Source organism: Roseovarius amoyensis, assembly GCF_003260265.1.
Taxonomy (GTDB): Bacteria; Pseudomonadota; Alphaproteobacteria; order Rhodobacterales; family Rhodobacteraceae; genus Roseovarius; species Roseovarius amoyensis.
In genome coordinates this window covers 16,263-30,823 of record NZ_QITQ01000020.1, presented here as the reverse complement: position 1 = coordinate 30,823, position 14,561 = coordinate 16,263, and the positions used below count along the sequence as shown (strand labels likewise).

The following is a 14,561-nucleotide window of genomic DNA, read 5'->3' as shown; positions in this document are numbered from 1 at the left end:
TGCTTTGCGATCCCCCTTGCACAGGCCCGCGTGATAGATATAACCGCCACCAATTTGCGCTGACCGGGGAATGCTTGTGCCGAAGAGAACAGACATCTCATCGATCATGATCATCGGCGCAGGACCGATCATCATCGGACAGGCCTGTGAATTCGATTATTCCGGCGCGCAGGCGTGCAAGGCGCTGCGGGAAGAAGGGTACCGGGTGATTCTGGTCAACTCCAACCCGGCCACCATCATGACCGACCCCGGGCTGGCCGACGCCACCTATATCGAGCCGATCACGCCCGAAGTGGTGGCCCGCATCATCGAAAAGGAACGCCCCGATGCCCTGTTGCCCACGATGGGCGGACAGACCGGGCTGAACACCGCGCTGGCCGTCGCGGACATGGGGGTTCTGGACAAGTTCGGCGTCGAACTGATCGGCGCCAACCGCCAGGCCATCGAGATGGCCGAGGACCGCAAGCTGTTCCGCGAGGCGATGGACCGCATCGGGCTGGAAAACCCGCGCGCCACCATCGCCAACTCGCTGGAAGAGGCAATGGCCGCGCTTGACGATATCGGCCTGCCGGCGATCATCCGCCCGGCCTATACGCTGGGGGGTACCGGCGGCGGCGTAGCCTACAACCGCGACGATTACGAACATTTCTGCCGCACGGGGCTGGATGCCTCGCCCGTCAGCCAGATCCTGGTCGACGAAAGCCTGCTGGGCTGGAAGGAATTCGAGATGGAGGTCGTGCGCGACCGCGCCGACAACGCCATCATCGTCTGCTCGATCGAAAACGTCGACCCGATGGGTGTGCATACCGGCGATTCCATCACCGTCGCCCCGGCGCTGACGCTGACCGACAAGGAATACCAGATGATGCGCTCGGGCAGCATCGCGGTGTTGCGCGAAATCGGCGTGGAAACCGGCGGCTCGAACGTACAGTGGGCGGTCAACCCCGATGACGGGCGCATGGTGGTGATCGAGATGAACCCGCGCGTGTCGCGGTCCTCGGCGCTGGCGTCCAAGGCCACCGGCTTTCCCATCGCCAAGATCGCGGCCAAGCTGGCGGTGGGCTATACGCTTGATGAGCTCGACAACGACATCACCCGCGTCACGCCGGCCAGTTTCGAGCCCACCATCGACTATGTCGTGACCAAGATCCCGCGCTTTGCGTTTGAAAAGTTCCCCGGCTCCAAGCCCGAGCTTACCACCGCGATGAAGTCGGTGGGCGAGGCGATGGCAATCGGCCGCACCGTTCACGAATCGATGCAAAAGGCGCTGGCCAGTCTGGAGACCGGGCTGAGCGGTTTCGACGAAATCGCCATCGAGGGCGTGACCGACACCGGTTCGGACGGCGCCCCCGACGAGGCCGCGATCATCAAGGCGCTCAGCCGGCAGACGCCGGACCGGTTGCGGGTGATCGCCCAGGCGATGCGCCACGGGCTGTCGGATGACGCGATCAACCGGGCGACGCGGTTCGACCCGTGGTTCCTGGCCCGCATCCGCGAGATCGTCGAGGCAGAGGAAAAGGTGCGCGCCACCGGCCTGCCCGAGGATGCCGACGGGATGCGGCGGCTCAAGATGCTGGGCTTTACCGATGCGCGGCTGGCCACGCTGTGCGGGCTGGAGGAAACCGAGGTGCGCGAGGCACGCCTGAACGCGGGCGTGCAGGCGGTGTTCAAGCGCATCGACACATGCGCGGCCGAATTCGAGGCCCAGACGCCCTATATGTATTCAACCTACGAGGCCCCGATGATGGGCGAGGTAGAATGCGAGGCCCGCCCGAGCGACCGCAAGAAGGTGGTGATCCTGGGCGGTGGCCCCAACCGGATCGGCCAGGGGATCGAGTTCGATTATTGCTGTTGTCATGCCTGTTTCGCGCTGTCGGACACGGGCTATGAGACGATCATGATCAACTGCAACCCCGAGACCGTCTCGACCGACTATGACACCTCGGATCGGCTGTATTTCGAGCCGCTCACCTTTGAACACGTCATGGAAATCCTGACCACCGAACAGGAAAACGGCACCCTGCATGGGGTGATCGTCCAGTTCGGCGGGCAGACGCCGTTGAAACTGGCCGATGCGCTGCAAAGCGCGGGCATCCCGATCCTGGGCACCTCGCCCGACGCCATCGACTTGGCCGAAGATCGTGAACGGTTCCAGGAACTGGTCAACCGGCTGGGGCTGAAGCAGCCCAGGAACGGCATCGCCAGTTCCGACGCCCAGGCGCTGGCTATCGCTGACGAAATCGGTTTTCCGCTGGTGATTCGCCCCTCTTACGTTCTGGGTGGGCGCGCGATGGAGATCGTGCGCGACATGGCGCATCTGGAACGCTACATCAATGAGGCAGTGGTGGTCTCGGGCAAGAGCCCGGTTTTGCTCGACAGCTATCTTTCAGGCGCCATCGAATGCGACGTGGATGCGCTTTGCGACGGCAAATCGGTCCATGTGGCCGGCATCATGCAGCATATCGAAGAAGCCGGCGTGCATTCGGGCGACAGCGCCTGTTCGTTGCCGCCCTATTCGCTGGACTCTGATACCATCGCCGAGATCGAGCGCCAGACAAAGGCGCTGGCGCTGGCGCTTGGGGTGCGCGGGCTGATGAACGTGCAGTTCGCGGTCAAGGACGGCGATATCTACCTGATCGAGGTGAACCCGCGCGCCAGCCGTACGGTGCCCTTTGTCGCCAAGGCCACCGACAGCGCCATCGCCGCGATTGCCGCGCGGCTGATGGCGGGCGAGACGCTCGACGCCTTTCCCCATCGCGGCGCCTACCCGGCCGACACCAGGCCCGGCACCCTGCCGATGGCCGACCAGATGACGCTGGCCGACCCGGCAATGCCCTGGTTCTCGGTCAAGGAGGCGGTGATGCCCTTTGCCCGTTTCCCCGGCGTCGATACCATCCTCGGCCCCGAGATGCGCTCGACCGGCGAGGTGATGGGCTGGGATGTTTCGTTCCCTCGCGCCTTTCTCAAGGCGCAGATGGGCGCGGGCACCAACCTGCCGGACGGCGGCAAGGTGTTCTTTTCAATCAAGGACGCCGACAAGACCGCGCAACTGGCCGAAACCGCGCGCATCCTGGTCGACCTGGGCTTTACCATCGTTGCCACCCGCGGCACGGCGGCCTTTTTGGAAGGGAACGAGATCGCCTGCGAGGTCGTGAACAAGGTCTACGAGGGCCGGCCCGACATCGTGGACATGCTCAAGGACGGGCAGATCGCGCTGGTGATGAACACTACCGAAGGCGCGCAGGCGGTCGAGGACAGCCGCGAAATCCGTTCGGTTGCGCTTTATGGAAAGATTCCCTATTTCACCACGGCGGCCGGCGCACATGCCGCCGCGCGCGCCATGCAGGCCCGCCAGGAAGGCGATCTTGTGGTAATGGCGCTACAGGGCCCCGGGGCGGCCACTGCGGGCACTGCCTGACGGCCCCGGGCCAACGCATTGAAATGCTTTCGAATTTACCGGATTGCGTGCAGACATGCTTTGCGGTCTTTCCCGCTATGCGCACAGCACATGAATTTCGCGCACGATTTCTCTTGCCTGATTGCCCTGCCCACCTATATGCGGCTCAAGACACAGGGCAATGCCCACACCGCAACCTTCAGTGGATGGAGGCCGAATATGACACGCGACGAACTGAACCGCGAACTGCGTATGCACAGTGCCAGCTGGCAGGCTGTGGCATTCATGTATTCGGTGATCATCGGCACGCTGCTGCTGTCGGCCATGGCGATCACCGCCTGACGAAGGCCGGGCATGCAAGGCACGCCCTTTCCACGCTCTTTATCAGATTGGAACACGCCGGACGGTCAGAACCCGTGCGGCGTTTGCAGTTTGACCCAAAGGCGCGCGGCGCCCTTTCTGCGAGGCACGAAACCATGAACCGAGATCAATGGATTCGCGAGCGGTACGTCCGCGGCGGGACATGGCAGGCGGCCGCGATCATCTATGCCTTGATCGTCGCAACGATGGTATTGTCGGCAATAGCCATTCTGTAAAGCGAGGCACGCCCAACACCTCGGGGCGGGAACGCAATGCGTCCCCGCCCCGTAATCATGCGGCGTATCGGGTCAGACCACCTTTTCGTCGTTGGGGTCGATCCGGGCTGCGGCGGCATCGCCGACATTGTCGATACCACGCTCTTCCAACAACTGGGTCAGCCAGTTGGGGTCCATCTCGGGGACCGAGCTGAGCAGAAGATCGGTGTAGGGATGGTGCGGCGGGGTGAACATCTCGTCCTTGGGTCCCTGCTCGACCACCTTGCCGTGCTGCATCACCACCACCTCGTCGGCGATTGAACGCACCGTCGCCAAGTCGTGTGTGATGAACATATAGGCCAGGTTCAGCTCATTCTGCAGCCGGTCCAGCAGCCGCAAAATCCCCTCGGCAACCAGCTGATCCAGCGCCGACGTCACCTCATCGCAGATGATGAATGTCGGTTCGGCCGCCAGCGCACGGGCGATGCCGATGCGCTGTTTCTGGCCGCCGGACAGCTCTGGCGGGTAGCGGTTGTAGTATTGCGACGGCTCCAGCTCGATCAGATCCAGCAGTTCGTCGACGCGGTTCTTCAGCGCCGCCCCCCGCAAACCGCTATAAAACCGCGCCGGCCGGCCGATGATTTCAGAAATGCGGACCTTGGGATTGAGCGCGGTATCGGCCATCTGATAGATCATCTGGCACTGGCGCAGCTGGTCGCGGGTGCGGTCCTTGTAGCTGGGCGGAAACGGTTCGCCCTTGAACAGCACCTGCCCCTTTGACGGCGGCAGCAGCCCGGTGATGACCCGCGCCGTGGTCGATTTTCCCGACCCCGATTCGCCCACCACCGCCACGGTCATGCCCTCGTAGATGTCGAACGACACATCGTCGAGCACCTTGGCGCCACCGGTATACGAGGCATCCACGTTCTGCACCGAGATCAGCGGCACACCATCCTTGGGGCGGCGCTTTTGCGGGCTCTTGAAACTGCGCACGGCCCACAGCGACTTGGTATAGTCCTCCTGCGGGTTGTCCAGCATCTCGGCGGTGGGGGCCTCTTCGACCTCTTCGCCCTTGAGCAGCACCTTGATGGTATCGGCCATCTGCGCCACCACCGCCAGGTCGTGGGTAATGTAAATCGCGGCGGTGTTGAACTGATCGACGATGTCGCGGATCGCGGCCAGAACTTCGATCTGGGTGGTCACGTCCAGCGCGGTCGTGGGCTCGTCGAATATGATCAGGTCCGGACGGCACGACATTGCCATCGCCGTCATCGCCCGCTGCAGCTGCCCGCCCGAGACCTGGTGCGGATAGCGAAAGCCGATCTCCTCGGGGTTGGGCAGGCGCAAACGGCGATAGAGTTCGATAGCGTCTTCCTGCGCCTCCAGCCGCTTCTTGATGCGGTACTGCACCGGCGCCTCTGTGTGCTGGTCGATCAGCTTGTGCGCCGGGTTGAACGACGCCGCCGCCGATTGGGCAACATAGGCGATCCGCGAGCCCCGCAGTGCGCGCCTCTCGCTTTCACTGGCGGTGGTCAGCTCCATTCCGTCGAACTCGATCGAGCCCTCGGAAATGCGGGTGCCGTCGCGGGCATACCCCATCGCGGCGGCGCCGATGGTCGATTTGCCGGCACCCGATTCGCCGATCAGTCCCATCACCTCGCCCCGGTGCAGGGTCAGATCGACACCCTTGATGATGTCGATCCATGTCTCGTCGGAATAGCCTTGGATCTTCAGGTTCCGGATTTTCAGGAGTACATCAGATTTTTTGAATGTCTTTCCCATCTCAAGTCTCCTTCAGGCCTGCAGACCGCCACAGCATCCAGTCCACCACGAAGTTGACCGCGACGGTCAACAGCGCAATAGCGGCGGCGGGTATGAGCGGAGTGATATCACCGAACGAGATCAGGGTTGCGTTTTCACGCACCATCGACCCCCAGTCGGCGGTGGGCGGCTGGATGCCAAGGCCAAGGAACGACAGGCCCGCGACCAGCAGGAACACAAAGCAGAATTCCAGCCCGAACTCGGCGATCAGCGGCGCCATCGAGTTTGGCAGGATCTCCTTGCGGATCAGGTACCAGGTGCCTTCGCCCCGCAGCTTGGCGGCCTCGATGTAATCCATCACCACGATGTTGCCCGCCACCGCCCGTGTCAGGCGGAAGACGCGCGGCGCATAGATGATTGCCACGGCGATGATGATGACATGCACATGCGGACCAAAGATCGACAGCATCAGCAACGCAAAGATCAGCGACGGGATCGACATGATCACGTCCGCCAGCCGCCCCATGAACTGGTCGAACCAGCCGCCCTTGGTGGCCGCCAGAAGCCCTGCCAGCGCACCGAGGATAAAGGCCATGAGCGTCGCCGTCAGTGCCAGCCCGACAGAGTTGCGGGTGCCATAGACGATGCGGCTGAACATGTCGCGGCCCAGCTGATCGGCGCCCAGCAGCATGTTCTCATCCGCCGGCGCAAAGGCCGAGGCAATGATCTCTGCCTCGCCATGCGGCGCGATCAGGGGCGCGAATATCCCCATCACCGCGTAGGTGAAGATCACGAACATGCCGAAGGCCGCAGTCATCGGCGCAGTGCGAAGCTCCTTGGCCAGATCGTCCGAGGCAAGCACGATCAGGAACTCGCGGAACCCGTAGGCAACCATGCCTGCAAGCGCCAGAACGCCCGCGCTTATTGCCACGAACTTCAGCGCGCCAGTGCCGCCGACGATGCCCAACACGAAGGAAACCAGTGTCAGCGAAAAGAGCAGCAAAAAGAGCGAGCGCTTGTTGAAATAGGCCGCAAGACAGGAGGCGGCGAGAAGAACGGTATAATAACCGATAACAAACCAGGTCATTCAGTCGCCTCCTTATTTGGGGTGCCGCAGGCGCGGATTGGTGAGGATAGCCCCCACATCCGCAGCCAGGTTGAGCAGGATGAACGTTGCCGCGAAGATCAGACAACAGGCCTGCACCACGGGGAAGTCGCGTTTCGAGACCGCATCGACCAGTGCCTGTCCGATACCCGGGTAGACGAACACTACCTCGACCAGCACCACGCCGGTGATGAGGTAGGCCAGGTTCAGCGCCACCACGTTGATGATTGGCGCCCAGGCATTGGGCAGGGCGTGCCTTACGATCACCTTCCACGGAGGTGTGCCCTTGAGGCGGGCCATCTCGATATAGGGCGAGGCCAGCAGGTTGATGATCGCCGCTCGCGTCATCCGCATCATGTGCGCCATCACCACCAGCACCAGCGTCAGCGCCGGAAGGAAGGCGCGCTGCAGCAGCTCAAGAAAGCTCATGTCGTTGCTCAGGCTTGCGATCGCAGGGAACATGCTCCACTTGACTGCGAAATAAAGGATCAGGATGTACCCGAGAAAGAACTCGGGCGACGAGATGAACGACAGCGAAACCACGTTGGCCACCCGATCGAAGATCGAGTTGCGCAGCAGCGCGACGAGAACGCCGAGAACAATCGAGACCGGCACCGCGATCATCGCCGCGTAGGCCGCCAGGAAGAGCGTGTTTATGAATCGTTCGCTGATGGTGTTGGCCACCGATTCGCCGGTGACGATCGAGTTGCCGAAATCGAACATCACAGCGCCGCGCAACCAGTCGAGATAGCGCACGATGGCGGGCTGATTGAGTCCCATTTCCTCTCGCAGGGCACGCAGGTTTTCCTCGGTCGCGCCCTGGCCCAGAACCGCCTGGGCGATATCGCCCGGCAGCAGCTCTACCATGAAAAAGATGATGATCGAGATGACCAGCAGAATGATCAGCCCCAATCCGAGCCGTTTTCCAACCAGCCCAAGGATGTCTCCCATCCGTCCCTCCTGCTGTTGTGACCACCGCGCCCCGACCGGGTCGATCCCGCCTACCGTGCGGCCAAACAATTGTTATTGCTTCAGCCGAGACCACGAAAATCACGCATGGTCCCTGCCTGTGCTGTTGGCCCGGTCCGGCGGTCCTGCCGCCGGGCCGGACGCGATACCCCGGCGCGTGGGCGCCGGGGTTTTTCCTGCGTTCAACCGTCGAACCACCAGCGGCTCGGGGCGCGGGCGCCGTCGATTTCCCAACTGGCGGCCAGGTGTTCGCCCCGCATCACGTTCTTGCGCCGTGCATAGACGAAGTTGTTGAACATCGGGATGATGGTGCCACCATCGTCGCGCGAAAGCATCGCCATCTCGCGGTACATCTCGGCGCGCAGTTCGTTGTTCAGCTCTGCCTTGGCCTTGACCAGCAGTTCATTGAACCGCTCGTTCTGCCAGTGGCTCTCGTTCCAGGCCGCATCCGATTTGTAGGCCAGGGAATACATCACGTCCGGTGTCGGGCGTGCCCCCCATGAAACGGCGCAGAACGACTTTTTCAGCCAGACTTCGGAATAGTAGCCATCGTTCGGCTCGCGCACGACCTTGACGTCTATCCCGGCTGCCTTGGCATGTTCGGCATAAAGCACGCACATGTCTACCGCGCCCGAAAACAGGCTATCGGCGGTCGAGATGCTGACAGACAGCCCCTCGGCGCCCGCCTTTTTCAGCAGCGACTTGGCCTGGTCCGGGTCGTAATCGCGCTGCGGAATATCGTCGGGCCAGTACGGCATGGCCGGCGAATGGTGGAAGTCGTTGCCCTTGGTGGCTGCGCCAAAGGCGATCTTTTCGATGATCTCGTCACGGTTCATCGCCAGCTTGAGCGCGTTGCGCACGTCGACATTGTCATAGGGCGCGGTGTCGCAGAACATCGGCATGGTGATCGCCGCCGCCGAGGGCACGTTTTCCACCACGATGTTGGGATCGCGCTGCAACAGCGCCGAGGTCTTGAGGTCGATGAGCGAGACCGCATCCACTTCGCCCGTCACCAACGCCGTCTGGCGAGCGTTCGGGTCGTTCAGAACCAGCATCTCGACCTTGTCGAAATAGGCGCCCGTCCCGTGCCAGCCGTCATGGCGGCTCAGCTTCCAGCCGACGCCCCATTCGCCATCGTCGATCTTGTAGGGGCCCGAACCATCGCCCGACTCCCAGTCGATGCTGCCGTCGTCGTTGGCCGGGCAGATCGCCATGTGATAGTCGGTCATCAACCAGGGCAGATCGGCGATGCCGTTTTCCAGCGTCACCACGACCGTGTGATCGCCATCGGCCTGCACGTCGGTCACCGTCGTCAACAGCGCCTTGGCCGCCGAGGTGGTTTCGCCGCGGTGATGGTTGAGCGAGGCCACGACATCCTTGGCCATGACCGGCCGGCCCGAATGGAACGACGCGTTCGGATTGAGCGAGAAGGTCCAGACCGACGCCGTGTCGTTGGCCGACCATTCGGTCGCAAGGTCAGGTCCGAGCGTGCCGTCGGATTCGATCATCGTCAGGTAGCTGCGATACTGGTGCGCCAGATAGATCTGCTGGCGCGAGACATACTGCCCGGGGTCGTGCGTATCCGAAGAGTTGCCGTCATGCATGCCGACTTTGAAGGTACCGCCACGCTTGGGTTCGGCGCGGGCCGATCCGGTCCAGAGTCCGGTCGCGGCCGATGCCGTCATCCCCGCCGCAATGGCCGTGCTCATGAACGAGCGGCGTGACACCTTGCCGTGGCGTGCTGCCTCGGCCAGTCGTTTCATCAGGATCGTATTCGTAGTCATTTTCATGATGCCTCCCTGGCTGTGTTGGTTCGGTTATCCGGTCTTCGCCGGAATGCGGCTGTCCTGCGATCCGTCCGTGCGGACATTGTCAAAGGGGTAATGTTACACCCTCGTCGCGTGGCGGCCGTCTGCCCGTTTCCTTTCGTCCCTCTTTCAGTTGTCTTCACCCAACGATGGGTATTTCGTTCGACCGATGGCGGATGCGCCCCGCGAATCTGGCCGCGGGGCACACGCACGAACCGGCTATCCCCGGATCAATCTTCAAACCACCAGCGGCTGGCCGCACGGTAGCCGTCCAGCTGCCAGCTTGCGGCAACCTTGCCAGACGTCTTGACGTTGCTGCGCCGCCCGTAAAGGAAGTTCGGGAAGTACGGCAGGATGGTTCCGCCGTCATCGCGCGCCAGCATTGCCATATCGCGGTACATCTCGGCGCGCACGCTGTCGTCCAGCTCGGATTTGGCCGCAACCAGAAGTTCGTTGAAGCGGTCGTTCTCCCAGTGCGACTCGTTCCATGCCGCGCCGGCCTTGTAGGCCAGCGAATACATCACGTCCGGCGTCGGGCGCGCGCCCCATGCGACCATGCACCAAGGTTTTTTCAGCCACACATCCGACCAGTAGCCATCGTTCGGCTCGCGCTTGACCTGGATGTCGATGCCCGCGGCCTTGGCGTGTTCGGAATAGAGCACGGCAACGTCAACCGCACCCGTGGCGATCGAATCCGCAGTGCTGAGCGTTACCGAAAGCCCTTCCATACCGGCCTTTTTCAGCAGCGACTTGGCCTGATCGGGATCGTATTCGCGCTGCGGAATATCGTCGGGCCAATAGGGCATGGCCGGCGAGTGGTGGAAATCGTTGGCCATTGTGGCCGCGCCAAAAGTGATCTTTTCGATCAGGTCGGCACGGTCGATCGACAGCTTCAGCGCGTTGCGCACGTCGACATTGTCGAACGGAGCAACATCGCAGAACATTGGCATGGTGATCGCCTGTGCCGAGGGCACGTTCTCGATCACGACATCGCCACTACGCTGCAGCAGCGCCATCGTCTTGGCTTCCAGCAGGCTGGTGGCGTCAACGTCGCCCGTTACCAGCGACGTCTGGCGGGCGTTGGGATCGTTGATGAAGGTGACCTCGACCGCATCGAAATAGGCACCTTCAAGGTGCCAGTCTTCGTGCCGCACCAGCGACGCATTCACGCCAGGCTGGAAATCGGTCAGCTTGTAGGGGCCGCAGCCATCGCCTGATTCCCAGTCGATGCCGCCATCATCCTTGGCCGGGCAGATCACCAGGTGATAGTCGGTCATCAGCCAGGGGAGATCGGCGTTGCCCGAGGCCAGCTTGACCGTGACCGAGGAGTCATCGTTGGCGGTGACATCGACGACATCGGCCAACAGCGCCGCCGCGGCCGAGGTGGTGTCCTCGCCACGGTGATAGTTGAGCGAGGCGACGACATCGTTGGCTGTCACCTTGCGCCCGCTGTGGAAGGTCGCCTTGTCGTTCAGCTTGAAGGTCCATTCCGACGCATCCGGCGTCGCCGACCATTCGGTCGCAACATCCGGGCCTAGCGTCTGGTCGGGATTGATCAGCGTCAGGAACGCGCGGTGGGTGTGGGCCAGCAGGATCTGCGCGTTCGACTGAAACGTTGCGGGATCGAGCGAGTCAACGGTGTTGCCGTCATGCTGGGCAATGCGGAAGGTGCCGCCGCGCTTGGGCTCGGCCCGGGCGCTGGTGGTCCAAAGACCCGTCGCCGCCGCTGCAGTCATCCCCGCCGCCAGCGAATAGTGCATGAAGGACCGTCGTGAAATCCTGCCTTCGCGGGCAGCCTCAGCCAGCCTGTCTACCAGAGCCTGGTCGGTGAACTTGTTCATGATATCTCCCCGCTTTCGTGAATTATGTCGGATATACCGCATCATTGTTCGGCGGTACCCGCCTATGCTTGTCCCTGTTGGGATCGCGCGAGTGGCCTGGAAACGACATGTCCTGATCAAAACACGAAATAGACACAGCTTCCACCCCCGATCTGGCGCGCACTGCGAAATTCTGTGTCCCGGCGGGGGGATATGAGGGTCTCCTCACCCCAGCACAGACCCCGACAACAGGCTCCACGGGGTTGGAACTGTTCAAAAAACGACGTTGTTCACCGCAAATCGCGCACTCAGCGCCTAGTGCTGCGCCGCATTCGCAGATTCGTAAAGAAGTCGAGACGCTTCTTCAATTCGCGCTCGAATCCGCGTTCGACAGGTTGATAAAGCACCGGCCGTTTCATCCCTTCGGGGAAATAGTCCTGGCCGGAAAACCCGTCATCTGCATCATGGTCGTACTGGTAGCCCGCGCCATAGCCCTGCTCCTTCATCAGCTTGGTAGGCGCGTTCAGGATGTGGGCAGGCGGGGTCAGGCTGCCGGTCGACTTGGCCTCGCGCCGGGCGGACTTGTAGGCGGCGTAGCCCGCATTCGATTTCGGCGCCAGCGCCAGAAAGATCACCGCCTGCGCCAGCGCCAGCTCGCCCTCGGGGCTGCCGAGACGTTCGTACACCTCCCAGGCCTGCAGGCAGATGGCCTGCGCGTTGGTGTCGGCAAGCCCGATATCCTCGATCGCCATGCGGGTCAGGCGGCGGGCCAGATAGCGCGGGTCCTCGCCCCCCTCCAGCATCCGCGCCAGCCAGTATAGCGCCGCGTCGGGGTCAGATCCGCGCACCGACTTGTGCAGCGCCGAGATGAGGTTGTAATGCGCCTCGCCCGATTTGTCGTATTGCGCCGCGCGCCGCATCAGCCGCCCCGCCAGCGCCTGCGCGTCAAGTTTACCATCGATCTTCCACGCCGCCACCTGCTCGATCAGGTTGAACAGCGCCCGCCCGTCGCCATCGGCCATTTCCAGCAGCGCCTCGCGCGCCGGCCCGTCCAGCGGCAGCGCGCGGCCCAGCTCGGCCTCGGCCCGCTGGGCCAGGCGTTCCAGTTCGGCCAGCGACAGGCGCTCCAGCACCAGCACCTGCGCCCGGCTGAGCAACGCGGCGTTCAGCTCGAAACTTGGGTTCTCGGTGGTGGCGCCCACCAGCAGGATGGTGCCATCCTCCATATGCGGCAAAAACCCGTCCTGCTGGGCCTTGTTGAAGCGGTGTATTTCGTCGACGAACAGCAGCGTTCCCTGCCCGTTGGCGCGGCGGTGGCGGGCCGCCTCGAACACCTTTTTCAGGTCGGCCACGCCGGTGAAAATCGCGCTGATCTGCACGAAATTCAGCTTTGTCTCGTCCGCCAGCAGCCGGGCGATGGTGGTCTTGCCCACCCCCGGCGGCCCCCAGAAGATCAGCGACCCCAGGCTGCCCGCCGCCAGCATCGCCCCCAGCGGCCCGTCGGGTCCCAGGACCTTTTCCTGGCCCACCACCTCTGACAGCTTGCGCGGGCGCAGGCGGTCGGCCAGCGGGCGCGGCGCACCATCGGGCGGCGGCGCATCGGGTTGGTTGTCAAAAAGATCAGCCATCGCGCCCGCCTATAGCCTGAATCGCATGGTCACGCGCCGGCCGCCGCGCTGCACCTCGAGGCTCAGCCAGCGCCGCGCGTTACTCAACAGCCGGACCGCATCGCCGGCGTCGCCGACCTCGGCGCCGTTGACCGAAAGCAGCAAATCGCCCGCCCGCAGCCCGGCGCGTCGACCCACGTCACCGGGGTCTTCGACCACCACGCCGCGCGCGCTCAGCGGCAGGCCGTATTCGCCGATCACCGCCGGATTTATGTTGGACAGTTGCACGCCGGGGATGGCCGACCGTCGGCCTGTCACGCGAGTATCGCGCGGTGGCACCTCGGGCGCGGCGATAAGCGCGACTTCGACCGTGCGTTCGCGACCCTGCCGGATACCGGTGATGCGCGCCGTGGCACCGATCCCGGTCACGGACATACGATAGATCATTTCGGCCGGGGTGTTCACCGGGTGCCCGTCAACGGCGATGATCACATCACCCGGCTGGAAACCGGCGGCCAGAAGTGCGCTTTTGGGATGCAGTTGCACGATCGCCACCCCGCCAGGGCGATCCAGCCCCAGCCCCTCGGCCATGTCGGCGGTGACGGGCTGGCCGTCGATCCCCGCCCAGGGCCGCTGAAAGCTGTCATGCCCCGCGCGCGCCTGTTCGACGAATTGCGCCACCAGCGCAGAGGGGATGGCGAAACCGATCCCGTTCGACCCGCCCGAACGGCTGAGGATGGCGGTGTTGATCCCGATAAGCCGGCCGTTGATATCAACCAGCGCACCGCCCGAGTTTCCCGGATTGATCGGCGCATCGGTCTGGATGAAATAGCCCCGCGCGTTACCGGTGGCCGTGCCCGAACGCGCCAGCCCCGACACGATCCCGCTCGAGACTGTCTGCCCGACGCCGAAGGGGTTGCCGATGGCCAGCACCAGCTCGCCCACCTCGACGCTGTCGCTGTCGCGCAGTTCCAGCGCCGGCATGTCGTGAGCGTCCTCCATCTGCAGGATGGCCAGGTCGCTTTCCTCGTCTGCCAGCAGGACGCGCGCCGAAAACTCGCGCCGGTCGTTCAGGGCGACGCGGATATCTGTCGCCTCGCCCACGACGTGATAGTTCGACACAACGATACCGTCGGCGCCCAGGATCACGCCCGACCCCAGCGAATTTTCGACCCGCTGTCGCGGCGTGCCGAAATCGCGGAACAGGTCCTGAAAGAACGGGTCATTGCTGAACGGGCTGCGCACGCTGACCACGCGGCGGGCGTAGATGTTGACCACCGCCGGCGCGGCACGCTTGACCACGGGCACAAAGCCCGTCTGGATGTCGGTGCGGGTCTGGGGCACCTGCATCTCTGCCGCCGCCGGCAGGCCGGCAAGGAACATGAATAGGATGAGCGCCAGTCGCATGGGCGGTCTCCGGTCGTGGCTGCCCAAGCGATATGCGGGGCGGCGGCGCAGAATGCAAGCGCCACGCCTGAAACGGCAAAACCCCCGCGGGATATGACCGGCGAGGGCTTTG

At 63.4% G+C, this 14,561-nt stretch carries 9 protein-coding genes; 2 read left to right on the top strand and 7 right to left on the bottom strand.

Going from position 1 to position 14,561, the window contains the following annotated elements; genetic code table 11:
• Positions 1-76: 76 nt before the first annotated feature.
• Together carB and DL899_RS20105 are read left to right on the top strand one after the other, a co-directional pair.
• Complete coding sequence (carB, locus tag DL899_RS14910; protein WP_111735197.1) at positions 77-3,418, top strand: carbamoyl-phosphate synthase large subunit; 3,342 nt, start codon at positions 77-79, stop codon at positions 3,416-3,418.
• 198 nt (positions 3,419-3,616) lie between these two features.
• Positions 3,617-3,739 carry a hypothetical protein gene (locus DL899_RS20105; RefSeq protein WP_275426796.1) on the top strand — a complete coding sequence of 41 codons (123 nt, stop codon included), beginning with the start codon at positions 3,617-3,619 and terminating at the stop codon, positions 3,737-3,739.
• 326 nt (positions 3,740-4,065) lie between these two features.
• Here DL899_RS20105 and DL899_RS14900 read toward each other — a convergent pair whose 3' ends face one another.
• The 7 genes from DL899_RS14900 to DL899_RS14870 form a co-directional block, all read right to left on the bottom strand.
• The gene (locus tag DL899_RS14900) at positions 4,066-5,754 is read right to left on the bottom strand and encodes an ABC transporter ATP-binding protein (RefSeq protein WP_111735159.1); all 1,689 of its coding nucleotides are present in this window, start codon (positions 5,752-5,754) and stop codon (positions 4,066-4,068) included.
• Between the two features lies 1 nt (position 5,755).
• Complete coding sequence (locus DL899_RS14895; RefSeq protein ID WP_111735158.1) at positions 5,756-6,820, bottom strand: ABC transporter permease; 1,065 nt, start codon at positions 6,818-6,820, stop codon at positions 5,756-5,758.
• Between the two features lie 12 nt (positions 6,821-6,832).
• Positions 6,833-7,789 carry an ABC transporter permease gene (locus DL899_RS14890; protein WP_111735196.1) on the bottom strand — a complete coding sequence of 319 codons (957 nt, stop codon included), beginning with the start codon at positions 7,787-7,789 and terminating at the stop codon, positions 6,833-6,835.
• Positions 7,790-7,989: 200 nt separating this feature from the next.
• Entirely contained in the window at positions 7,990-9,597 is a 1,608-nt protein-coding gene (locus DL899_RS14885) for an ABC transporter substrate-binding protein (protein ID WP_111735157.1), read from the bottom strand.
• A gap of 248 nt (positions 9,598-9,845) precedes the next feature.
• The gene (locus tag DL899_RS14880; RefSeq protein ID WP_111735156.1) at positions 9,846-11,456 is read right to left on the bottom strand and encodes an ABC transporter substrate-binding protein; all 1,611 of its coding nucleotides are present in this window, start codon (positions 11,454-11,456) and stop codon (positions 9,846-9,848) included.
• Positions 11,457-11,743: 287 nt separating this feature from the next.
• Entirely contained in the window at positions 11,744-13,063 is a 1,320-nt protein-coding gene (locus DL899_RS14875; protein WP_111735155.1) for a replication-associated recombination protein A, read from the bottom strand.
• A 9-nt stretch (positions 13,064-13,072) separates the two neighbouring features.
• Positions 13,073-14,449 (bottom strand): trypsin-like peptidase domain-containing protein, encoded by a 1,377-nt coding sequence (locus tag DL899_RS14870; protein ID WP_111735154.1) that lies wholly within the window; start codon positions 14,447-14,449, stop codon positions 13,073-13,075.
• Positions 14,450-14,561 lie beyond the last annotated feature (112 nt).